21 protein-coding genes are annotated in these 21,760 nt (G+C 46.1%); 10 read left to right on the forward strand and 11 right to left on the reverse strand.

Going from position 1 to position 21,760, the window contains the following annotated elements; translation table 11 throughout:
• Positions 1-64: 64 nt before the first annotated feature.
• From LN893_RS03790 to LN893_RS03815, 6 genes are all read right to left on the reverse strand, one after another.
• Positions 65-430 (reverse strand): RNA methyltransferase, encoded by a 366-nt coding sequence (locus tag LN893_RS03790; protein ID WP_229968446.1) that lies wholly within the window; start codon positions 428-430, stop codon positions 65-67.
• A gap of 43 nt (positions 431-473) precedes the next feature.
• Positions 474-1,166: a potassium channel family protein gene (locus LN893_RS03795; RefSeq protein ID WP_229968448.1), complete on the reverse strand. Its 693-nt coding sequence runs from the start codon at positions 1,164-1,166 to the stop codon at positions 474-476.
• A gap of 2 nt (positions 1,167-1,168) precedes the next feature.
• The gene (gene udk, locus LN893_RS03800; protein WP_229968450.1) at positions 1,169-1,786 is read right to left on the reverse strand and encodes a uridine kinase; all 618 of its coding nucleotides are present in this window, start codon (positions 1,784-1,786) and stop codon (positions 1,169-1,171) included.
• A gap of 74 nt (positions 1,787-1,860) precedes the next feature.
• Positions 1,861-2,439, reverse strand: coding sequence for a non-canonical purine NTP diphosphatase (locus LN893_RS03805; RefSeq protein WP_229968452.1), 579 nt, complete (start codon positions 2,437-2,439; stop codon positions 1,861-1,863).
• Between the two features lie 60 nt (positions 2,440-2,499).
• Positions 2,500-2,778, reverse strand: a complete 279-nt coding sequence (locus LN893_RS03810) for a hypothetical protein (protein ID WP_229968455.1) — start codon at positions 2,776-2,778, stop codon at positions 2,500-2,502.
• A gap of 47 nt (positions 2,779-2,825) precedes the next feature.
• Positions 2,826-3,335 (reverse strand): phosphoribosyltransferase family protein, encoded by a 510-nt coding sequence (locus LN893_RS03815; RefSeq protein ID WP_229968456.1) that lies wholly within the window; start codon positions 3,333-3,335, stop codon positions 2,826-2,828.
• Between the two features lie 184 nt (positions 3,336-3,519).
• Between LN893_RS03815 and LN893_RS03820 the strand changes: the two genes are divergently transcribed.
• The 4 genes from LN893_RS03820 to hemC all read left to right on the forward strand — a co-directional run bounded on the left by LN893_RS03820 (position 3,520) and on the right by hemC (position 7,264).
• Positions 3,520-3,765, forward strand: coding sequence for a type B 50S ribosomal protein L31 (locus LN893_RS03820; protein WP_229968458.1), 246 nt, complete (start codon positions 3,520-3,522; stop codon positions 3,763-3,765).
• 79 nt (positions 3,766-3,844) lie between these two features.
• The gene (locus LN893_RS03825; protein WP_229968460.1) at positions 3,845-5,050 is read left to right on the forward strand and encodes a GlmU family protein; all 1,206 of its coding nucleotides are present in this window, start codon (positions 3,845-3,847) and stop codon (positions 5,048-5,050) included.
• A 57-nt stretch (positions 5,051-5,107) separates the two neighbouring features.
• A complete protein-coding gene (locus LN893_RS03830; RefSeq protein WP_229968462.1) occupies positions 5,108-6,232 on the forward strand; it encodes a DNA polymerase III subunit in 1,125 nt (374 codons plus the stop codon).
• A gap of 84 nt (positions 6,233-6,316) precedes the next feature.
• Positions 6,317-7,264, forward strand: coding sequence for a hydroxymethylbilane synthase (gene hemC / locus LN893_RS03835; protein WP_229968464.1), 948 nt, complete (start codon positions 6,317-6,319; stop codon positions 7,262-7,264).
• Positions 7,265-7,469: 205 nt separating this feature from the next.
• On the opposite strand, the gene LN893_RS03840 is transcribed toward hemC, so the two are convergent.
• On the reverse strand, positions 7,470-9,023 hold the full coding sequence (locus tag LN893_RS03840; protein WP_229968466.1) for an alanine/glycine:cation symporter family protein: 1,554 nt from the start codon (positions 9,021-9,023) through the stop codon (positions 7,470-7,472).
• Between the two features lie 353 nt (positions 9,024-9,376).
• Here LN893_RS03840 and LN893_RS03845 point away from each other — a divergent pair, with 353 nt between their 5' ends.
• From LN893_RS03845 to LN893_RS03865, 5 genes are all read left to right on the forward strand, one after another.
• On the forward strand, positions 9,377-10,024 hold the full coding sequence (locus LN893_RS03845) for a peptidylprolyl isomerase (RefSeq protein ID WP_229968468.1): 648 nt from the start codon (positions 9,377-9,379) through the stop codon (positions 10,022-10,024).
• A 1-nt stretch (position 10,025) separates the two neighbouring features.
• On the forward strand, positions 10,026-10,937 hold the full coding sequence (locus tag LN893_RS03850; protein ID WP_229968470.1) for an SDR family oxidoreductase: 912 nt from the start codon (positions 10,026-10,028) through the stop codon (positions 10,935-10,937).
• A gap of 284 nt (positions 10,938-11,221) precedes the next feature.
• Positions 11,222-12,874 carry a sodium-dependent transporter gene (locus LN893_RS03855; RefSeq protein WP_229968473.1) on the forward strand — a complete coding sequence of 551 codons (1,653 nt, stop codon included), beginning with the start codon at positions 11,222-11,224 and terminating at the stop codon, positions 12,872-12,874.
• A gap of 6 nt (positions 12,875-12,880) precedes the next feature.
• Positions 12,881-13,042 (forward strand): hypothetical protein, encoded by a 162-nt coding sequence (locus LN893_RS03860; protein ID WP_229968475.1) that lies wholly within the window; start codon positions 12,881-12,883, stop codon positions 13,040-13,042.
• 7 nt (positions 13,043-13,049) lie between these two features.
• On the forward strand, positions 13,050-14,009 hold the full coding sequence (locus tag LN893_RS03865) for a ComEA family DNA-binding protein (RefSeq protein WP_229968477.1): 960 nt from the start codon (positions 13,050-13,052) through the stop codon (positions 14,007-14,009).
• Between the two features lie 66 nt (positions 14,010-14,075).
• On the opposite strand, the gene LN893_RS03870 is transcribed toward LN893_RS03865, so the two are convergent.
• The 4 genes from LN893_RS03870 to LN893_RS03885 all read right to left on the reverse strand — a co-directional run bounded on the left by LN893_RS03870 (position 14,076) and on the right by LN893_RS03885 (position 17,676).
• Positions 14,076-14,945 carry an NAD(P)-dependent oxidoreductase gene (locus LN893_RS03870; RefSeq protein WP_229968478.1) on the reverse strand — a complete coding sequence of 290 codons (870 nt, stop codon included), beginning with the start codon at positions 14,943-14,945 and terminating at the stop codon, positions 14,076-14,078.
• 68 nt (positions 14,946-15,013) lie between these two features.
• Positions 15,014-15,490 carry an NUDIX hydrolase gene (locus tag LN893_RS03875; protein WP_229968480.1) on the reverse strand — a complete coding sequence of 159 codons (477 nt, stop codon included), beginning with the start codon at positions 15,488-15,490 and terminating at the stop codon, positions 15,014-15,016.
• 51 nt (positions 15,491-15,541) lie between these two features.
• A complete protein-coding gene (locus LN893_RS03880) occupies positions 15,542-16,627 on the reverse strand; it encodes an alpha/beta hydrolase family protein (RefSeq protein ID WP_229968482.1) in 1,086 nt (361 codons plus the stop codon).
• A 281-nt stretch (positions 16,628-16,908) separates the two neighbouring features.
• Positions 16,909-17,676, reverse strand: coding sequence for a hypothetical protein (locus LN893_RS03885; protein WP_229968484.1), 768 nt, complete (start codon positions 17,674-17,676; stop codon positions 16,909-16,911).
• Positions 17,677-17,813: 137 nt separating this feature from the next.
• On the opposite strand from LN893_RS03885, the gene LN893_RS03890 reads away from it, so the two are divergent.
• The gene (locus LN893_RS03890; RefSeq protein ID WP_229968485.1) at positions 17,814-21,752 is read left to right on the forward strand and encodes an AAA domain-containing protein; all 3,939 of its coding nucleotides are present in this window, start codon (positions 17,814-17,816) and stop codon (positions 21,750-21,752) included.
• Positions 21,753-21,760 lie beyond the last annotated feature (8 nt).

The raw sequence follows: 21,760 nt of genomic DNA on the forward strand, positions 1-21,760 counted from the left end.
TTTATACCTGGCAGAAGTAAGAAATAAAGTCAGAACCTGTACAGAAACAGGTAGCTAGCCGCAACTAGGGGGCGTTGGGCTGTATGGTGATAGGGAAAAGCTGTGCCGCAAAGCCAGCGCCTGGAGACAGAATGGCTTTGTTAGGTAAGACTTCATCAGTTGGAGCTGCAAAACTTGGGAAAGGAACAGGCTCTAATGCCTGCTGCAGGTTTAAAGCAACAAAAGAGGTAGTAGCCTCTAACGATACCTTTTGCTTTACAACTGTTTTGTGCTCCTTTTCAGGTGAATTTACTACGCAGGATACCGTTTTGCTATGTGCAGGGGAAGCATAGGCTACCACCTCTTGCCCATTGAGCATAAGTGCCCAGAGCAGGGTAACAGACATCAGAAAGAGTCTGAAATGGTTGCGTATATTGCTATTGTATGGCATGCGTAGCTACAAATGTAGGCGCTTTTTATTAAAAAGGAAATTATTAGCGATTTATGTCGATAAAACGCTTGATGTCGTGTTTCTTTCCTATTAGAATCAGGATATCAGAAGGATAGATAACTGTTTCAGCTTTCGGTACACCAATAATATGCTCTACCTGCGTAGGCTTTCCGTCTTGTATCTCCTCAAAAAAGCGCTTTATGGTAATCATGTTGATGCTGTACTTCTCACGTAGCGAAATTTTTGCCAGACTCTTGTTGGCGATGCCACGCGGAGCATTTATCTCCACAATTTCGTAATTATCGGGTAGTGGAAGGAACGTGCGTATGCTTGGCTGCAGCAGGCGTTCGGCTACAGTTTTACCAACCTCACCCTCTGGCGATAGTATTTCCTGCACACCCATCTTCTCCAGAATACGGCGCTGCTGCTTGTTCGAAGCTCTGGTAATAACCCGCTTCACATTCAGTTCCTGTATATTGGCAGTTGTAATAAGAAGTGCCTCAAAATCTTCGCCAATGGCCACTACCACAGCATCCATATCCTGGATATTTTGGGCCTCCAAGGCACGTATGTCGGTTGCATCTAAGGCTACAGCATAGGCTACCTCGTCTTTGATAGCCTCTACATGGTCTTCATCGTTGTCAATGGCTAGCACTTCTGCGCCGCGCTCCGCCAATGTTCGGGCAATTGAGTTGCCGAATATACCCAGACCAATTACTGCAAATTTGTGCCTCATGCTTATTTAATCTTAGCGTTTAGGTATGTTGTTAGCACCTCCAGCCCGTGCTCAAAATGGTTGTTGTTCGGAATGATGATGTCTGCATCGTACTTATAAGGTTTGATATATTTTTCGTAAGTAGGAGCCACATGGTTGGTATAGCGATACAGCACATCGTCCAAGTCGTAGCCTCGCTCAATTTTATCTCTAAGAATGCGGCGCTGCAGTTTAATATACTCTTTAGCGTCTATGTACACTTTCAGGTCTAGCAGGTTGGCTACCTCCTCAAAGTAAAAAACAAAAATACCCTCTACTACTACAATAGGTGCTGGCCTAAACTCCAGTTGCTTAGGTACAACATTGGGGTTGTTAAAGGTATACTCGGTGCGGTAAACTGTCTCGCCTCTGCTCACTTTCAGAATATCGTGTGCGTAGGCTTCGCCATCAATGCAAGAGGGAAGGTCAAAATTAACTACTCCGTTCTCGTCTGTTGACTGGTGTTCTTTGGCTTTATAATAATTATCCTGAGAGATAAGGCAAATGTTCTCAGGGGCAAACGATGACAGTAGCTTGTTCAAAAAAGTTGTTTTTCCTGAAGCACTACCTCCTGTAATCCCGACGATAAATGGCTTTTGCATAGGAAGCTAATGGTTTCAGGCCACAAAATTAAGAGATTACACAGTATCAGACTACTATGCTTGCCTTTTAATTTCTACTGAGCTTTTAAAAACGCCACCAGCTTCTGAATAGCGCGCCCCCTGTGGCTAATGGCATTTTTTTCGGCAGAACTCATCTGTGCAAAAGTATGGTTATAGTCTTCTGGTACAAACACTGGGTCGTAACCAAAACCTTTGTCGCCTTGCCACTCTGTGGTGATGCGGCCGTTTACAATGCCTTCAAACTGATGCTCCTGTCCGTTTAAATATAAGGTAATGTATGTGCGGAAGCGGGCGCTGCGGTCTTCTTTGCCCTCTAGGTTCTGGAGCAGGTGTTGAACGTTATCGGTATCGCTGTGCTGTGGGCCAGCATATCGGGCCGAATACACGCCTGGCGCACCGTTTAGTGCCGCCACTTCCAGGCCTGTGTCGTCGGCAAAGCAGTTGATATTATAATTCTGCCACACATACTCCGCCTTCTGCCGCGAGTTTCCCTCTAAGGTGTCCTGGTCTTCGGCTAACTCTTCGTGGCAGCCAATATCTTGTAGGGTAAGCAATTTATACTTGCCCTCGAGCATCTGGCTTACTTCTTCCAGTTTTTTACGGTTATTGGTTGCAAAGCAAAGTTCTGTCATGGGAGTGAGTTAATGTGCTATTCGATTAATTATTAATATGCTGATGAAGGATTTATCAGGCTAAGCGTTTTCGTTTATAAGCTGTCTGTACCTTTTCTGGTTTTTACGCCACTTGTTTGCTCCCAATAGTAAACCTCCAATTGTAAAAACTGCTAATCTTAGCAGGAAGTCTGTGGATAGGTATATCTCAGATAAAGTGTTGTCTCTAAGCCTGAAAAGGTTGGAAAAAATGGAGGTAAATGCCCCCCATAGTATTCCAAAAGAAAGTACATTTCGGAGCATGCCTTTCTCTTCCTGCTTCGACCATTGCTCAATAAACTTCTGATCAAGTTTGTTCATGCTTCATTTTTTATAAACGGAAGCCAATCCTGTAAGAGTCGATAAAATCAATGTAGGTATGCAGCTACTTCGTCTTCCTCCAGCACCACATCTACTCGTTCCCGTAGGGTAGTGGCCAATGAATAGCCCGTATAAGTGGAGGCAATTGGGTATAGCGTGTGGTGGCGGTTTACCAATGTGGCAACCTCTACCTTTTTAGGGTTTTGCTGCAGAAAGGTGTTTAACGTATAAGCTAGTGTTTTACCCGTGTTCAGTACATCATCTACTAATATAATCACTCTGCCAGATAAAGAAAATGTGTCAGGCGATAACTGAATAGGACTCTGAAGAGGAGCGGTTTTATCAAGTTTCACCTGAAGGAGGTCAAGTTTAATGTCCGCTATAGAGTCGAGTTTCTGTGCCAACATTTCGGCCATAACGTATCCGTTCGGATAGACACCAGCCAATATAAGCTCCTGCTCGTCAAAGTTCTGCTCATAAATTTCGTAAGCCATCCGAATAATTTTCTGCTGGATTTGTGCTTTGTCTAATATCAGGTTTTGCTGTGGGTATGTCATGGTAAAAAGCTATAGTTGGCCAGAAACTGCTTGCTGCAGCATTGGCAAATTTAAAAGAATATTTAAAGGCACTGCATCTTTTACGTTTTCTGTAAAATAATTTGATTAAGAAGGTTTTACTTTTGAAAATATTCCTTAAATTTGCAGTCCGATTTAGAATTAAGGTTAATAAACGTTTATAATAATGAAAAAAGGCATTCACCCAGAATACAGAGATGTGGTATTCCAGGACATGACGAGTGATTTTAAATTTATCACCCGCTCTACTATGACTTCTGAAGAGACTATCACTTGGGAAGACGGTAAAGAGTATCCTGTAATCAAAGTGGAAGTTTCTTCTGCATCGCACCCATTCTACACAGGTAAAAACATCTTTGTTGACACTGCGGGTCGTGTGGAGAAATTCAACAAGCGCTATATCAAAAAATAAAGCGTTTCTACACGGTTAAAACGTTTCAATAGCAAAGTCTTCTCGGAAGTTTCGGGGAGACTTTTTTATTTTTGTACCTATGAACATTATCCTCTTCGACGAACCTACTATACGCAAAGCGCTGTTGCCTTTTACTTTTACCAGGCCAGTGGCTGAAATACGTGTGGGTATTTTAACAATATCCGATAAGTGGCGCGAATATACAGGCGAAGCAGTTTCTTTTCTGACACAACCTTATTTGCAGGAGAAATTTGCGCTGCATTTCGGAAACAAGAATATCTATATTAACGGTGCTGTGTGCCCGAACGAAGGCTTGGTGAATGCTATAAAGGCACTAAAAATGGGCGAAGCCTTATATCATGGCGACTTGTTGGTGGCGCTGCATGGCGATAACCTGGAGCTTCATACAGTAGATCAGTTGGTAGACTATGCTGCTAGCAAAAGGCAGGAGTGCGGGACTTGTACCATTGTAAAAGAAGTATGGGAAATATTCCAATTTAATGGCGAGCAGATCAGAAGCGATTTCGAATTGCTAACGAAGGGCCGCAAAAGCCAACCAGTAGGCGACAAACATACCATTGTTTACAACGAAGAGAATATATTTATAGAAGAGGGTGTTAAGATTCGCGCAGCCGTGCTGAATGCTGAAGATGGACCGATATATTTAGGCAAGAATTCACAGGTATCGGAGGGGGCTTTGATTAGGGGGCCTTTTGCACTTGGCGAAAACAGCCAGGTAGCCATGGGCGCCAAAGTGCGTGGCGATGTAACGGTAGGACCGTATTGTAAAATTGGTGGTGAAGTAAGCGCTTCTGTTTTGTTTGCTTATAGCAACAAAGGCCACGATGGCTATTTAGGAAACTCTGTAATTGGCGAATGGTGTAACTTGGGAGCAGATACAAATACCTCTAACCTGAAGAACAACTATGCGCAGGTAAAGCTATGGAGTTATGTTAAAAACGGTTTCAAAAATACAGGACAGCAATTTTGCGGCTTGATGATGGGAGACCATAGTAAATGCGGCATTAACACCATGTTTAATACAGGCACCGTGGTAGGCGTTAGCGCAAATATTTATGGTGCTGGTTTCCCGCGTAACTTTGTGCCGTCGTTCTCCTGGGGTGGTGCAGCTGGCTTCGAAACTTATAAAATTGAGAAAGCCTTTGAAGTTGCTGAAAAAGTAATGGCCCGCCGTGGCATAGAACTGTGCGACAAAGAAAAAGCCATACTCAAAACCATCTACGACTATAGCGACGACCTAAGAGCCTGGGATAAAAATGTTTGATGATTGAAAGGCTAAAACAAACAAATTCATAATTGCTAATTCTTAATTCCTCAAATCGTGCTTTTCTCACAGATATTAGGCCATAACGAAGCAAAGCAGCTGCTGCTAAAGTCGGTGCAGCATAACCATGTGGCGCATGCGCAGCTGTTTTTGGGGCAGGAGGGAAGTGCAAACCTGGCGCTGGCGCTGGCGTACGCCACCTACATCAACTGCGAGGACAAACAGCCCAACGATTCATGTGGAACATGTAACAGCTGTGTGAAAATGAACAAGCTGGTGCACCCCGATTTTAACTTTGTGATGCCCGTAACCAGCACAAAAAGTGTAACGAAGGATGTGCTAAGCCAGAAATTTCTGGCAGAGTGGCGCGAGTTTGTGCTGGCGAGCCCGTACCAGGGGCTGAATGAGTGGATGCAGTATATTGGGGCAGAAAATAAGCAAGGCAACATCTCAAAAGAAGAAAGCCGCCAACTGGTAAAACTTGTTTCGCTGAAGGCTTTTGAGGGAGATTATAAGATTGTGCTGATTTGGCTACCAGAGTTGATGCATTCCACTGCGGCTAATGCCCTGCTGAAACTGCTGGAGGAGCCGCCTGCCAAAACTTTGTTTTTATTAGTGTCGCAATCAGCAGAGAAGCTTCTGGCAACCATCACCTCCCGTACCCAGATTGTGCAGGTGCGTAATTTTACGGAGCAGGAAGTAGTAACATATCTACAGGAGAAGCATAACCTGGACCGGGATACAGCTTACCAAATATCGCAGTTAGCGGAAGGTAGCCTGAATTCGGCGGCAAAACTTACAAACGAAATTAGTAGCGACTATTTTGCTTTTTTTACAGAATGGATGCGCGCTTGCTATAGCTATAAATTTACTGAGGTGGTGGACATGAGTGAGAAGTTTCAGACGCTAGGGCGCGAAAACCAGAAGAATTTTCTGCTGTACGCGCTAAACCTTTTGCGAAAAGTAGTGCTTTTTGGTGTAGATAGTTCTCTGATAACTTACTTGCCACCAAACGAGCTAGACTTTGTACAGAAGTTCTCGAAAGTTATTACAGGCTCGAATGCAGGGGAGGTGACGGAAGAACTTAGCCAAGCTCATTATTATATAGAACGCAACGCTAATCCTAAAATGATTTTTGTGGATAGCTCTATCCAGTTGGCAGGTTATATGCGTAAAAATTAATACCTGACTGGTTAAAGTTGTGGGTAATTTGTGCTGTTTTTGCCATTCATAATTTTTGATTCATAATTCTTAAAGAGCAAATCCTTGGAAGAAAATATAAAAGATAAAACCATACGAATTGGTACGCGCGGTAGCAAACTTGCTTTGTGGCAGGCAGAGCATACGGCGGAGAAACTGCAGGCGGCAGGCCTGAAAACAGAGCTGGTGATTATTAGCACCAAAGGCGACCAGGTACTGGATAAATCCCTGGATAAGATTGGCTCTAAAGGTGTGTTTACGGAAGAACTGGAAGTAAGCCTGCGCGATGGGAGTATCGAAATTGCTGTACACAGCGCCAAAGATGTGCAGTCGAGTATACCTGCTGATCTGGAACTGCTGGCATTTATGGAGCGCGAGCAGGTGCATGATGTTATTCTTTCGTTCGACCCGAATTTTAAGCTTGAGCGCGATAGTAAAGTGGTGATAGGTACCTCCTCTACCCGTAGAAGAGCCTTGCTTAAAAAGTACTATCCTAATGTTACGACTGCAGAGTCAAGAGGGAACCTGCAGACGCGCCTGAAAAAGCTAGAAGATAAGCAGTTTGATGCTCTGATGCTGGCTTACGCTGGTGTGTACCGTATGGGCTATGACAATTTAATTGTGCATGACTTTCCTTCAGAAGAGTTTGTGCCTGCTGCAGGACAAGGAAGTGTGGCTATTGAATGTGCGAAAGACCTGGAGCCTGAACTGAAGCAAAGCATAAAAGAGGCACTAAACCACACCGAAACCTATACTTGCCTTTTGGCCGAGCGTGCTTTTCTAAGAACAATGGAAGGTGGCTGTAGTATTCCGTCGTTTGCGCTGGCTCATTTGGAGGACGGTACAGTAAGTATACACGGTGGTATTGTAAGCCTAGACGGTAAAACGCTATTACAAGAAACCATGACAGCTCCAGCCGCGGAGGCCGATGCGCTAGGCATAAAACTGGCTAAAACTATACTTGCCCAAGGTGGCGATCAGATACTGAAAAGCATCAAAGAGCAAAGGGCGTAGTATTGCTAATCGTTGCTCGTTATTTGTTGTTCGCTTATACTGGCGTATCTGATAAAGCGCAGATTTTGATGTACTCAAGTGTTTGTTAGCTAATTAGGCTACTCAATACGTACTACGTGTGCTAAATAAGCTTTATATAAAGCAAAAGCCTCTGACAGATAAACTGCGCAGAGGCTTTTTTATGAACGAGGACTAAGAGATTTACTTATATTTTTTCTACTTTAGCCTGAACGGCTTCTTCTGTTAAGGGCTGCTTATTAGAAGAACGGGCATATTGCAAAAAGGCTTGCATATCGCTTTTTACAACAGGCGCTAACATATAAAGGCCGATCATGTTCGGTATACTCATGGCAAATAGCATGGCATCCGAAAAAGCTACCACGCTATTTAACTGCATTGGTGCTCCAAGCACTACAAAAGCGCAGAAAATGATTTTAAAGCTGATATCAGCTATTTTGTTATTTCCGAAAAGGTAAGTCCAGGATTTCAGGCCGTAGTACGACCAGGTAATCATGGTGGAGAAGGCGAAAAGAATAACGGCACCTGCCAGCACCATAGGGAACCAGCTGATAACAGTCGCAAACGAAGCAGAGGTAAGGGCAATGCCATCACCAGAGTCTAAAGTGTAAGCGCCTGTTACCACAATAACCAAAGCTGTCATGGTGCATACTATAACCGTATCAATAAATGGCTCCAGAGAAGCCACAAAGCCTTCGGTTACGGGCACATTGGTTTTAACGGCAGAGTGTGCGATAGAGGCAGAACCTATACCAGCTTCGTTAGAGAACATACCGCGTCTTAAACCCTGAATCATGACGCCCACAACACCGCCTCCTATGGCACTGGCTGTAAAGGCACCTTCAAAAATGGCGGCAAAAGCAGCTGGGATCTGCGTAATATTTACTGCTAGTACAATAATGGCCGCCACTATGTAAACACCGCACATTAAAGGCACCACTTTTTCGGTTACCTGTGCAATGCTCTTCATGCCGCCTAATATAACAAGTCCGACCAGCACCGCCATAATCAGGCCGAAGATCCAGGCATTACCGCCTCCGAAAAAAGAGGCTTCGCCGCCAGTTACACTAATAATCTGTTGCGTAGCCTGGTTTATCTGGAACATGTTACCAGCTCCTATAGCTCCTCCAATACACATTAAAGCAAAAAACGCCGCCAGAAATTTACCTACTTTTCCAAAACCTCTTTCACTGAGGCCCTTGTTCAGGTAGTGCATCGGTCCACCCGATACGGTTCCATCAGCGTGTTCGGTGCGGTACTTTACGCCTAGCGTACAGGAAACAAATTTAGATGACATACCTAGCAAACCTGCCATGATCATCCAAAAAGTAGCGCCAGGGCCGCCTAAGGATATAGCAATGGCTACACCAGCAATGTTACCAAGGCCTACAGTACCCGAAACAGCAGCTGTTAATGCCTGGAAATGAGAAACCTCGCCTGGGGCACCTGGTTGATTATATTTGCCACGCACAATATCAATGGCATGTTTAAAACCTCTGATGTTGATAAAGCCTAGGTAGAAAGTGAAAAACAGGGCACCCAGCAGGAGCCATATTAATATGAGCGGTATTCCCATCGTGTCTGAGATCGGAAGTTCATAAAAAACGATTTCTGATATGGCTTGTGCGGAAGGGGCGATAGCAGACTCAATTTGCTCGTCAATAGTTGCTTTGGGAGCACGTGCAAAAAGGCTGGTAAGGGGTAGTAGAAAGATTAGTAAACTAAGGAAAGATCTTTTCATTAAACTATATAAAGTTGGTGATTTCCCTTAAGATAGCAAAATATAGCCTTTTTCTAAAGTTTTGAAGCATTTTGCGTCTATTAGTTATATAAAAAACATGTAATATTATATTTTGTGCATTAGGCTTGTAGAAAGTCTATTTTTATAAGTATAAATTATGAAAATATAATTTAACCGTTAGGTGCGTGCTGTAAGGTTAAGTTGGTATAGTGGCGTAGTCAGACATTTAGATATGTATAAAAGACACTCTTGCCAGAAAAATGCAGAAAAGTATAAATCAGTACTAAAAAGAATTAAATTTGATATTTGAGTAGAACACTCATCTTGTTAAATACGCTCAATACAATATTTTTATGAAACTGCAGAAGTTTATATTTGTTGCCGCAGCCGCTCTATTATTGTTACCAGCTACTCTGCTGGCACAAAAGCCGAAGGGCAAAGACCAACTTGTAACCATTACCACACCGCAAGGTGAAATTAAGCTGATCCTTTTTGATGATACCCCACAGCATAAAAAAAACTTTTTGAAGTTGGCAAAGGAAGGATTTTACGATGGCACCACCTTTCATAGGGTAATCGACGGCTTTATGATTCAGGGCGGAGATCCTAACACAAAAGACGAAGATCCGCGTAACGACGGTGCGGGCGGCCCAGGTTACCAAGTGCCTGCCGAAATCATTCCAGCACATAAACACGTACGTGGAGCCGTGGCGGCAGCCAGGCAAGGGGATTATGTAAATCCAACCAAAGCCTCTAGTGGCTCTCAGTTTTACATCGTAGAGAACCACAACGGCACACCCATGCTAAACGAGGCTTATACCGTTTTTGGGCAGGTAGTAGATGGCTTGGATGTGATTGATAAAATTGCCGAGCAGCCTACAGATGGCCGCGACAGACCCTTAACCGATGTGAAGATGGATGTGAAGGTAGAAAAGGTGAAGAAAAAGAAGGTATCTAAGAAGTACAACTACAACTATAATACACAGACACTTGCAAGCTAACATGAAAAAAATACTTCTAACAGGTTCTAATGGCCTACTAGGGCAGAAACTAGCGGAGCTGCTGCTGCCTAATGCCAATGTGGAACTGCTGGCTACCAGTCGTGGCGAGAATAAACTAGCCGAAATTTTTCCGACACTGTCTTTCCGTGCGATGGATGTAACCAACCCAGAACAGGTAGACGAGGTGGTAAAGGATTTTCAGCCAACGCACCTGATTCATACCGCTGCCATGACCAATGTGGACCAATGTGAGAGCGACAGAGAAGGAGCCTTGCTTCAGAACCGTGATGCTGTACAATACTTAGTAGACGCTTGTGAGAAGTATAACGTGCACCTGATTCATGTGTCTACAGACTTTATTTTCGACGGCGAAGACGGCCCTTATACGGAAGAGGCAGAGGCGGACCCCGTAAACTTCTATGGCGAAACGAAGCGCTTGGCAGAGGAGATTGTGAAAAAAGCATCTTGCAAATGGGCTATACTTCGGACGGTGCTGGTATATGGGGTAGCGCATAACTATGGCCGCTCCAACATTGTGCTATGGGTGCGCGACAGCTTAAGAGCTGGAAAAGTGATCAAAGTAGTAACCGATCAGTTCCGTACGCCAACGTTAGCTGAGGACTTAGCGATGGGTTGCTGGTTAGCAGCCGAAAAAGACGCAGAGGGCATCTATAACATATCTGGCAAAGAAATGCTGACACCTTATGATATGGCCATGCAAGTAGCCGATTTCTTCGCACTCGACAAGTCTTTGATTGATAAAGCGGATGGTTCTACATTCTCACAGCCTGCGAAACGCCCGCCACGCACTGGCTTCAATATTTTTAAGGCAGAAACTAAATTAGGCTACGCTCCTCATAGTTTTATGGAGGGCATCCAAATGGTAGCAGAACAGGCAGAAGCCGAGGCCTAGCAGTTGGTATAGCAGCTATTCATAATACTTTATCCCCTGCTGGCTTAGGTTAGAAGGGGATATACTTTTGTACGGCGCTTGGCTGCTATATGCTTTTGGCAATTTATTAAATCCTTCCATTGCCTCTTCTGCCTAGTCAATGCCAGATTATAGGGATTTTGTATGTTTGAGTATTAATATATCTAATTTTTAGCTGCTTAATCAAAAGCATTTTATAAATTGGATGCTTTAATTAGCAACTAAACACATTCACCCAAGCTAAACTAATCTACTTTAACTTTTTTATGAGTGCTAACAAAGAATCCTGGGGCTCGCGTGTAGGTCTCATTCTAGCCATGGCTGGGAATGCAGTTGGTCTCGGAAACTTCCTGAGGTTTCCAGTACAGGCTGTGCAGAACGGCGGCGGCGCTTTTATCATTCCTTACCTGGTTTGTTTCCTTGTGATGGGTATACCGCTACTTTGGATTGAGTGGTCTATGGGGCGTTTCGGCGGCAAGTTCGGGCACCACTCCACACCGTTTATAGTGGATTCTATGGGCAAGAATCGCTTTTGGAAGTACATCGGGGTATTCGGCCTCTGGACAAACATTGCTGTAGCTGCTTATTACTGCTACCTTGAGTCCTGGACGCTTTCTTATGTGTTCCACTCCATCCTTGGTACGTTCAGCGGCTTAGACCAAGAGGCTATTTCTGATTTCTTTGCTACTTATGTAAGCTTAGGTAAGTCTACATTAGGTATTCCTTACGAGCCAATTGTGTTTTATGTAATATGCTTGTTGCTGAACACCTGGATTCTATCCCAAGGTTTGGCTTCTGGTGTAGAGCGTGTGGCTAAAATTGGTATGCCAATGCTACTTTTGTTTGGTGCTTTCCTTGCTTTCAAAGGCTTTACCATTACTGCAGGAGAAAACGGTGCTATCAACGACAGTTCAGTTGGTCTAAATTTCCTCTGGACACCGAACTTTGATCAGCTTTGGTCACCGTCTGTATGGCTGGCTGCCGCTGGCCAAATTTTCTTTACACTTTCTGTGGGTATGGGTACTGTGCAGTGCTATGCTTCTTATGTTCGTCCTAAAGATGATGTTGCCCTGAATGCGATGTCAGCGGGTTGGATGAACGAATTTGTGGAAGTAGTATTAGGTGGTGCCATCCTGATCCCGATCTCGATTGGTTATTTAGGTATAGACCGTGTAACGGAGATGGTGCAGAGTGGAGGATTGGGACTTGCTTTCAGAACCTTACCGTATTTGTTCTACCAATGGGGGGATGCCTTAGGAGCTTTCTCAGGCGTTATGTGGTTTGGCTTGTTGTTCTTTGCTGGTATTACTTCGTCTCTGGCGATGGGTACGCCATGGATTGGTTTCCTGCAAGACGAGTTTAACTGGAATCGCAAAAGTGCAGCCTGGTCTTTTGGCCTAATCGTATTGATTTTAGGTATGCCAACCGTACTGTTCTTTAGGTACGGCGTGTTCGATGAATACGACTATTGGGCTGGAACAGTATCGCTGGTAGTTTTTGCCTTATTGGAAACGATCCTATTCGCGTGGGTATTTGGCATGAAAAAAGGCTGGCGCGAAATTACCTCTGGGGCTGATATTAAAGTGCCAGGCGTTTATAGGTTTATCATTAAGTTTATCACCCCCGTACTGTTACTGTGGGTATTCTTGGGCTCTGTTTTTACACCGAAAGGTGGAGACTGGGGTGCTGCTTTCAGAGGAAACTGGGAGCTCGACAATGGCTCAATCATAAATAAGCTTAAGAATAGTGGACTGAAAGAACAGATTGCAGCAGCAACAGACCCAACCGTGATAGAAGAACTTCAAAATCAAATGTTCTTCGTAAACGCGTCTCGCATCCTGTTATTGACAGTATGGCTTACTTTGGCCCTGTTGGTGTATGTTGCTTATAAAAAAAGAGTTAGAGAAGGAAGAATTTAGGAAACTATGAATACATCTGCACTTGTTATCATGCTTACCACGATGACGCTGGTAACTGGACTAATGATATTTTTTTTCGTGAAGGTGATAACCACGCCTCCGAAGCCAGAACCTGACTCTTACCTCGACAACGATGATGAGGCGGAGCGGCAGGTTCCGAACCGATAAAGTATAAATGAAAAAGATAAAACACTGGATCAGACGCTACTTTGGCTTTTCGAAGCGTGAAACAAACGGATTTCTGGTGTTGATAAGCCTAATGGTGCTGCTTACGGCAGCACCATTTCTTTTTCAGAAGTTTTATGCTTCGGATAATTCTTCTTTCGGGAGCCCTCAGGACCAACAAACGCTGGATAGCTTGGTAGCCCATCTAGAGGCAAAGCAGCCTGAAAAGGGTAACTATAGCAACTATAAAACGGTGCCAACGGTGGCGCTGCGGCCCTTTAACCCTAATGAGCTATCAGTAGAGCAGTGGCAGGCATTCGGTTTACCCAAGTACCTGGCTCAGCGCATCCTTAATTATCGCAGTAAAGTAGGCGATCTAACTTACAAAGCAGAACTAGCCAAAATCTACGGCCTGCCCGATTCTATTTTTCAAAGGCTGTACCCTTACATACAACTCCCCGAGAACAAGCCTGATAAGTATAATCGCCGCGAAGGTATAGCAGGCAATAACTCACCACGCCCTGAGCCAAACCCTAATTGGAACACGAACAAACGCGAGCGCTTCATACTAGCTCCTTTTAATATTAACGCCGCCGATACTACGCAACTGAAGCAGATCAGAGGCATAGGCAGCAAGTTATCAGCCCGTATCGTGAAGTACAGAGATGGCTTGGGAGGCTTTCATAGTATGAGGCAGTTGCAGGAGGTATATGGCCTGCAACCCGAAACAGTAGATAGCCTGCAGAAGTATACCTTTGTGCCTGATGTGTATGCGCCGCAGCAGCTACCGCTAAATGCAGTTACAGCCGATGAACTAAAGGCACACCCGTATATCTCATCCAACGTAGCCCGTGCTATAGTTGCTTACCGCGAGCAGCACGGCCTATACAAAAGAGTAGAAGACGTACAGCAAGTAAAGCTGATAAGCAAAGATTTGTTCGAGAAGCTAAAACCATACCTCACGCTTTAACGCCTGCATAACAGGCACTCACAGCGTCTTCCAGACCTGTGAGTGCCTGTGGCAAAGGCCGTATAATTACTTCCCCTCCGAAAGAAAAACACGATACACCGCCGAAAGGTCTTCTTCGCCAAAGCCTTTTTCTTTTGCCTGGGCATAAAGTTCTTTGGTGGCATGGAGCGAAGGCAAGGCTACGTTTTGCTCATAAGCCGTAACGCCAGCCAAATGCAGGTCTTTATGGGCCCACTCCAGCGGGAACTGCGGCGAGAAATCTCGCTTCAGGATTTTGGTTTGTTTCAGATTCAGAAATGGTGCCGCGGCAGGTCCACCGAGTAACGTTTCGCAAAGCTTTTCTTCTGATATACCTAAAGCTGTACCCAACTTAAGCGCTTCGGCAAAAGAGGCCATAGCCTGGGCAAGCATCATGTTGTTCACTATTTTCATGCTGGCCCCTTGGCCGTGATCGCCCACGTGCACTGTTTCCTTTCCCATCACGTCCAGCAGTTCCTGCACCTGTTCCACATCAGCCGCATCGCCGCCAATCAAAAAGATCAGTTCGCCTTTTTCGGCTGGAACAAGCGAGCCAGACACAGGGGCATCTAAGTAGCGCTGCCCCATCTTTTTGGCGTGGTGCGCCATTTTAATGGTGAAAGAAGGGTTTACGGTGCTGCAGTTCACCCACAGCGAGTTGCCAGGCAGCGACTTCAGAAAACCGTCTGTTCCCAAAGCCACTTCTTCCACCGCCTCTGGAGTAGAGAGCATTGTAATTACCAGGCGGCACTGTTGAGCCACTTCCTCAGGCGATTCAGCCCGTGTGGCACCCTGCTCCACCAGTTCATCAGCTTTAGACTGCGTGCGGTTGTATACCACCAGATCGTGGCCTGCTTTCTGTAAGTTAGCCGCCATGCGACTGCCCATAATACCTAATCCTATAAATCCTACTTTCATGTATGTTCTTCTTTTGAAGTTGTAATATTACCAAAGCTAATCATCTAATGAATGATAGCCTCTTAAATTTAAAGCTCCCTAATCAACTGCTCTGCCTTCTCCAGTGCTTGCCGTTCGCTTTTAAAGGAAAGCATCTTTTTCGCCTCAGGTAAAAGTACCCATCGCGCCTCGTTTACCTCATGGTCGTGGTTTTGCACATCGCCAGATTTGTAGCGGAGCAGGAAAAGGTGCACGAACTTTTGGAAACGGACACGCTGCTTTCCCTTATTGCCAACGTACCAGTACTCTATCGTTTGGATGTGCTTGATGAGCTCTGCTGCTATACCTGCTTCTTCCCGAACTTCACGCAGGGCAGTAACTTCTGGGGTTTCGCCTGGGTCTAAGATGCCTTTGGGCAGCTGCCAGCGTGCGGGCTTTCCAGCCGAGATCAGTGCCACTTCTAAACCCGCTGCCGATATTCTGTAAACAACACCGCCTGCCGATACCTGCTCCAGCACAGGTGGCTTCGGCTGATCAGGAAAGAGTGGTAGCTGTTGTTGCGGCATGAGTAGATATACTGGTTTACCAGTAAGTACAGCAGAACAGCAAGTATAGTTTTACTGGCGCTTCCGCTGGTCGTTCAGCCAGAGCAGACTAGGGTTGTAGGCCATGTCGTGCACACCTTTGTACAGAATCAGCTTAACGTTGTTTGATGATCTTTCGAACACAACAGGAGGATCGCCTTGTGCAAAGTATTTATCGGTAGCGGTGCTATCCAACCCTGGCGGCAGGGCCTGTTCCGCAACAATGTAATCCATTTGCTCCTGAGAAATAGTATCTTCGGGGGCAGCTAGTATGTTAAAAGCACGGATGGAGTGGCTGGGCGGCACGAGCAAGTCATTGATGCCGTGCGCCAGGAAAATAGGTACGTCTTTAGCCTGGTGAATTTGTGTACTGGGGCTACGTTGTTTTGCTTCTTTGGCAACTTCAGTGTCAGGCAAAGGTTCACCTCCAAGGGCAGCGCAAATCTGATCGTTGTAATGCCTATGAGGGTAATTAAGATTAAACTGGTACCAATCTACAATATCAAACACGGGTACCCAAGCCATTACTCCTGCCCAAAGCTCGGGGTGCCTGCTAGCTGCTACCAGGGCCGTCATAGCGCCTCCAGAAGAGCCAACCAAATACACACGCGAAGAATCTATATGGTCATGCTCCATGGCATAATGCACCGCATCTACTATATCCTGAATAGCAACATCAGAGGCCATGGCCTCAGGTGTTTCGAAAGCGCCTCTATAGTTTGGCTGGATGAAAGCCCAATCATACTTCTTGGCCCAATGTGCATAAGGCAAGCTTACCTCTTGCAAAAACTCGCTGCTCCAGCTGTGCAGTACCACCAGTAAAGGTTTTTTTCTGTCAGATTCGGAAGCAAAGTACAAAGCGGAGTCCACCTGTCCGTCGGCAGTAGATTTTATAGCTATGTTCTGAACTTCAGGAATTTGTTTTCGCCATTCCTCTATACTTTCCGCTGCAAACGTAGCAGGATACTGCTTAGAAGTGGTATATTCCTGCATGCGCTCAATCGGAGGAATAGGAAAGTTCTTATTCTCACGACAGGAGCTAAAGGAGACAGTTACCAACACGCTTATGGAAATGAGTAGGCGAATAGGACTGCTCAAGATGATGTTCGTTCGCTTCATGTTTAGTATAAACGTTCGTGTTTGTGAAACAGCGGCTGCTGGACTAAGTTTCACAACGCTTTGGAGACTGTTTGATTGCAAAAGGTAGTTTTAACATGGGTGCTATACCTTAAGCTAATTCAATACGTTAAACGAAAGCTAAAGATATAGCTATTTAGGAATATCCAGAAAAGCCATCAATATGGAAGAGCGAATAATTCCTGTAAACCCTCTTTTTCAAATATGATCTTATCGATTTTAAGGTCAGACCAACCTTCCTGTAGTTTGTAGGAAAATCGGTTTTACTCCTGCACTGTTTCCATTATCTCACACCTTACCTGAAGCTTTGATCTCGAAGTGAAGTATTTTACGATGGCATCCGCTTTCTCATCACTTACCTCATGAAAGTTGTATGAAGTGTCCCATACTCTGCCGTCTGTGAAAGCTATTTTATAGTACGGATCTGTTCTTGCAACTCCTTCAGCATTAAGTTGTTGTTCATAATGTGTGATTGATACTATATCTTGAATGGTATACTCCTGTGGCGTTAGCGAAGTAAAATCATCAATAACAATTTTGTCACCTTTGATTTCTTTGTACCAGCCAAGTGCCAAAAACGAAACCACAATTCCTGCTACAACACAAATAGCACATAGAGGGCGCATTACTTTATAACCGTCTATGCCATGTTTCCTGTTGGTATACTCAATATACACATCATACTCTTCTCGCAGGAGCAGGTAGTATAGAAACTCCATAGGCCGTAAAATCAGCCCAAAGCCGAAACAAAGCCCTGGCGCTAGCCAAAACGTATCAGGTGGGTAAATGGCAAAATCTGTTTCACGGCCACGCAAGTATATCTCCTGTATATCGTTACCAAGTAAATAGATACCGTAACAGATGATACCAACAAAGAAAAAAAGCGGGATGACAGATAAAGCCTCATAGAGCATGTACTTCCTCTTGTTGATTGAAACCAGCATTTCATAGTCTTGGATAGGCTTTGTCTTGTGTGGAAAAAGTGCTCCTATAAGAAGAAATACAACAGCAGAAATAATAGTGGCTACCATCTGACGCAAATGCTAAGAACTATACAATATACAAATATCCTCACACACCTGCGTTTCTAACTCTGTGCAAATCGTGCTAAATTGCCCCTTCTTAGAAACCTGTTCATGTTAACTGCACGTTAACGGAACGTTGTACTATGAAGTCTATCCTCAAGAACTACCGCCGCCGACTACTTAACCTGAGCTCCAGCAACAGGGCTTTGCTGCTGTTGCGCTTGTCGAAGGAGTGGCACCTGGATGTCGAGGAGCTGGATTTTCTGATACACGATCCTGCCTTTTCCATTGTGCAACAGCTGATTGCTGGCAAAAGACGGATTCCTGTCAGCCCTTACGCCGACAGCCGCTACGCTCCCGTGGCACCTGTTAGCCGCAGGTTGCGCAACATCAGACGTAAAACGGAGATGGTGTTTGAGGAACGTGGTACGCGAGAGCTGTATCTGGGCTGGCCGTTTGTGTATGGTAAGTTTTCGGATGGTACAGCGGTGCGTTCCCCACTGCTGTTTTTTCCTGTGCAGCTGCAAATAAACGGCAGGCAGGAGTGGGAGCTAGCACCTGACGAAACGCAGCCGCCGCACTTTAACCAAAGCTTTTTACTGGCTTACGCGCACTACATGGGCACACCGCTCGCTGAGCAACTGCTAGAGCTGGATCTGAGCACGTTGTCGAGCCACTCGCTGGAGTTCCGCACACAAGTGTACGAACTGATGAAGGAGCACCAACTGGCCGTGCACGTGGGGCGTGAGTTCTTTGCCGATAAAGTAAAACCGTTCCGCGACTATAAAAAAGCTGAGTTTGAGGAAACACTGAAGCCAGGGCAACTGCACCTGGAGCAGGAGGCCGTACTGGGAATCTATCCGCAGACAGCCTCTTATTTACTAGCCGATTTCGATGAGTTGTTGGAGCGGGGCGAGCTGCAAGAAATGGAAGACCTGTTTTCTTTTACCAAGGCAAGTATAAACCATGCAGTGCAGGCGCAGCAAACATTTACGGCTTTTGCCATGGATGCCTCGCAGGAAGCGGCATTGCAGCAGGTTAAGCAAGGGAAATCGTTGGTGGTGCAGGGGCCGCCTGGCACAGGTAAATCGCAGCTCATCTGTAATTTGGTGTCGGATTTTACGGCGCGGGGCAAAAAGGTATTGGTTGTAAGCCAGAAGCGAGCAGCGCTGGATGTGGTGCATCAGCGGCTGGCATCGAAAGGTCTGAACAGTTTTGCAGCCATCGTGCACGACATGAACGCCGACAGGAAAGCTGTTTTTGAGCAGATCAGGCAGCAGATAGACCAACTAGACGAGTATAAAAAGCAGAACCTCGCCCTCAACAGTATTTACACCGACCGCACTTTCCTGGAAGCAAGCCGAGGAATTAACCGCTGTATGCAGCAACTGTCGGCGTTTAAGCAGGCGCTGTTCGATACCAGCCGTTGCGGTTGGTCAGCCAAGGAACTATATCTGCGCAGTAGTCTGCAGGAGCCGCATCTGCAGTTGGCAAACTATAAAAACTTTACCGCTGCAACAGTAGCAGATTTTCTGCCGCGCCTGCGCTACTACCTCCATTCTGCCGCCGTTTTTGAGCAGGATGATTTTGTGCTGAAGGAGCGTCGAAGCTTTAAAAACTATGGTTGGCCGCAGCGGCAGGAACTGGAGCAAATTATACATGAGCTGCCCGAGAAGTACAAAGAATTGCAGAGAAGTATAAGCAAACTCAGCGGCTATACTTTCTCGTTAGATGATCTGCCAAACTTTAGAAGTGCTTTGTCAACTATAGCCGAGGCGCAGGAGCTGTTGCAGGAAGAGGAGGTACTACCTGTGCTGCACCAACTGCAGCAGGAACAGGTAAAGCCAAAGGATTTGCAGGAGCAGGTAAAAGCTTTGCAGGAGCTGTACCTGGTTTCTCCTGCGCCCGATGCCGCCATACCTGTTACAAATCTAGCGGCCGTAAAGGCAGCGGTAGCTACATACGAGCAGCAGCGCGGCAACTTGATTAAAAGTTTAGGCTGGACGTTCTCGCCTAAAAAGAAAATACTGGAGGAGGCGCTGGCAAAGTATAACCTGCACGAACTAAACGATACCAACATCGGCAAACTGCAGCAACGGCTGGAGTTGCGCTACAAAGCCGAAGAACTGATCAGCATCATTAATAGCCACATCAGTTTTAACCTTAACATTGAAGACCAGCCAACGCCGATGCTGCAAAAGCTGAAGGTGGTGGAGCTGGCCCTGCAGACGCAAAAGCTGCTGCTTAAGCTTCAGAAGGAAAAGGTACTGCATAAAAAATTTCTGCCCGAGACAGACCTGCTGGAGCAGTTGGAGGCGCTGAGATATTGTGTCGATTCGCTGAGCAAAGATAACAGCAAATGGCTGCAAAGGCTGCCCGAGACACAGGTGCAAAAGCTGCTAGATGACGAAGCGCACGGGCAGAAACTACTGCATGCGTTGCAGGAGCATTTTGAGCCTTTGGTGGCGCACGACGCTTTAGTGCACTCTTTTTCGACTGCAGAGAAGGAAGTGGCCGATCAGTTGCTGGCGCAGGGCATAGCTTCTGCCGACGAGGTGGAAAAACTTTTTCTGAACAGCTTGTACCTGGCTTGGATTTACGAATTGGAGGCGCAAAACCCTGAGCTGCGGATGCCATCGAGTGGCGAACTGGAACGAGTGGAAGCGGAACTGCAAGGCCACCTGCAACAGAAGCAGCAACTGAGTCAGGAGATTGTGCTATCGAAGCTGCGGGAGCAAACTTACAGCCACCTAGAAACAAACCGCTTGGGCAATGTGGTAACCTACCGCCGTTTGCATGCGCAGGTAAGTAAAAAGCGTAGCCTGTACCCGCTGCGCAAGCTGTTCTCTTTGTTCGCTGCAGAGCTGTTAGACTTAGTGCCTTGTTGGCTGGCTTCGCCTGAAACGGTATCGGCGGTGCTGCCGCTGGAACGCTGTTTTGATTTGGTGATTTTTGACGAGGCCTCGCAGTGCTTTGCCGAAACAGGTATACCGAGCATGCTGCGGGGGCAACAGGTGGTGGTGGCAGGCGATGCGCAGCAGCTGAAACCGTCGGACCTGTACCGCACCCGCTGGACTGCCGATGAGGAGGATGAAGTGGAGGAGCTGTCGGCAGAGTCGTTGCTGCAGCTGTGCGGTTTGTACCTGCCGCAGACGGTGCTGATGCAACACTACCGCAGCCGCTACCCAGAACTGATTGCCTTTTCGAACCACCATTTTTACCGCGAAAAGCTGGAGCTTATACCTGACCTGCAGGACGTAAATGCTGGTAAACCCGCCATACAATATGTGCAGGTGCGGGGGCTGTGGCAGGAGAATGTAAACGTGCCCGAGGCAGAGAAAGTAGTGCAGCTAGTGCTGGAACTGCTAAAAGCAGGACAGCAGGATGTAGGCGTGATCACGTTTAACTATAACCAGCAGATGCTGGTGCAGGACCTGCTGGAGGATGCCGCGCAGCAGAAAAATATAGAACTTCCCAATTCAGTGCTGGTGAAGAACATCGAAAATATGCAGGGCGATGAAAAGGAGGTAATTATACTTTCGGTAGGTTACGCACCTGATAGCAGAGGAAAACTGACGATGCAATTCGGGAGCCTAAACCAAGCAGGTGGCGAGAACCGATTGAACGTGGCCATTACCCGTGCCAAGCAGCAGGTGTTTGTAATGAGCAGTATTAAGTCAGAGCAATTGCAGGTAGAGAACACGCTGCACCAGGGCCCAAAACTACTTAAGCTATACTTACAGTATGCGCAGCAGGTAAGCCAAGACATGTTTCAGTATCAGCCTAAAAGAGAAGCCATGCCAACACAGGTGCCGCTGCTGAAAGAGCAACTAGAGCAGGAAATTAACCTATTGCAGCAGCAAGTGCCGTTCGCTGATCTTACACTGGTGCAGGGGCAGCAATACAAAGGTGTGGTACTTACGGATGACGATCTATACTATAGTCACCTCTCCGTGCGCCACTCCCACGCCGATTTGCCACAACTGCTTCGGCAACGCAACTGGCCGTACCAGAAAGTATACACCCGCCAGTTTTGGGAAGACAAGCAGCGGGTGTTGCAGCGGCTGGATGTGGAGCGGTAGGCGGTAAA

The organism is Pontibacter harenae, assembly GCF_020907245.1.
Classification (GTDB): Bacteria; Bacteroidota; Bacteroidia; order Cytophagales; family Hymenobacteraceae; genus Pontibacter; species Pontibacter harenae.

What these genes read in the sequence shown, in the direction of transcription:
- LN893_RS03790 (WP_229968446.1), bottom strand. Translation starts at nt 430, where the DNA reads ATGCCATACAATAGCAATATACGCAACCATTTCAGACTCTTTCTGATG.
- LN893_RS03795 (WP_229968448.1), bottom strand. Translation starts at nt 1,166, where the DNA reads ATGAGGCACAAATTTGCAGTAATTGGTCTGGGTATATTCGGCAACTCA.
- udk (WP_229968450.1), bottom strand. Translation starts at nt 1,786, where the DNA reads ATGCAAAAGCCATTTATCGTCGGGATTACAGGAGGTAGTGCTTCAGGA.
- LN893_RS03805 (WP_229968452.1), bottom strand. Translation starts at nt 2,439, where the DNA reads ATGACAGAACTTTGCTTTGCAACCAATAACCGTAAAAAACTGGAAGAA.
- LN893_RS03810 (WP_229968455.1), bottom strand. Translation starts at nt 2,778, where the DNA reads ATGAACAAACTTGATCAGAAGTTTATTGAGCAATGGTCGAAGCAGGAA.
- LN893_RS03815 (WP_229968456.1), bottom strand. Translation starts at nt 3,335, where the DNA reads ATGACATACCCACAGCAAAACCTGATATTAGACAAAGCACAAATCCAG.
- LN893_RS03820 (WP_229968458.1), top strand. Translation starts at nt 3,520, where the DNA reads ATGAAAAAAGGCATTCACCCAGAATACAGAGATGTGGTATTCCAGGAC.
- LN893_RS03825 (WP_229968460.1), top strand. Translation starts at nt 3,845, where the DNA reads ATGAACATTATCCTCTTCGACGAACCTACTATACGCAAAGCGCTGTTG.
- LN893_RS03840 (WP_229968466.1), bottom strand. Translation starts at nt 9,023, where the DNA reads ATGAAAAGATCTTTCCTTAGTTTACTAATCTTTCTACTACCCCTTACC.
- LN893_RS03845 (WP_229968468.1), top strand. Translation starts at nt 9,377, where the DNA reads ATGAAACTGCAGAAGTTTATATTTGTTGCCGCAGCCGCTCTATTATTG.
- LN893_RS03850 (WP_229968470.1), top strand. Translation starts at nt 10,026, where the DNA reads ATGAAAAAAATACTTCTAACAGGTTCTAATGGCCTACTAGGGCAGAAA.
- LN893_RS03855 (WP_229968473.1), top strand. Translation starts at nt 11,222, where the DNA reads ATGAGTGCTAACAAAGAATCCTGGGGCTCGCGTGTAGGTCTCATTCTA.
- LN893_RS03860 (WP_229968475.1), top strand. Translation starts at nt 12,881, where the DNA reads ATGAATACATCTGCACTTGTTATCATGCTTACCACGATGACGCTGGTA.
- LN893_RS03865 (WP_229968477.1), top strand. Translation starts at nt 13,050, where the DNA reads ATGAAAAAGATAAAACACTGGATCAGACGCTACTTTGGCTTTTCGAAG.
- LN893_RS03870 (WP_229968478.1), bottom strand. Translation starts at nt 14,945, where the DNA reads ATGAAAGTAGGATTTATAGGATTAGGTATTATGGGCAGTCGCATGGCG.
- LN893_RS03875 (WP_229968480.1), bottom strand. Translation starts at nt 15,490, where the DNA reads ATGCCGCAACAACAGCTACCACTCTTTCCTGATCAGCCGAAGCCACCT.
- LN893_RS03880 (WP_229968482.1), bottom strand. Translation starts at nt 16,627, where the DNA reads ATGAAGCGAACGAACATCATCTTGAGCAGTCCTATTCGCCTACTCATT.
- LN893_RS03885 (WP_229968484.1), bottom strand. Translation starts at nt 17,676, where the DNA reads ATGGTAGCCACTATTATTTCTGCTGTTGTATTTCTTCTTATAGGAGCA.
- LN893_RS03890 (WP_229968485.1), top strand. Translation starts at nt 17,814, where the DNA reads ATGAAGTCTATCCTCAAGAACTACCGCCGCCGACTACTTAACCTGAGC.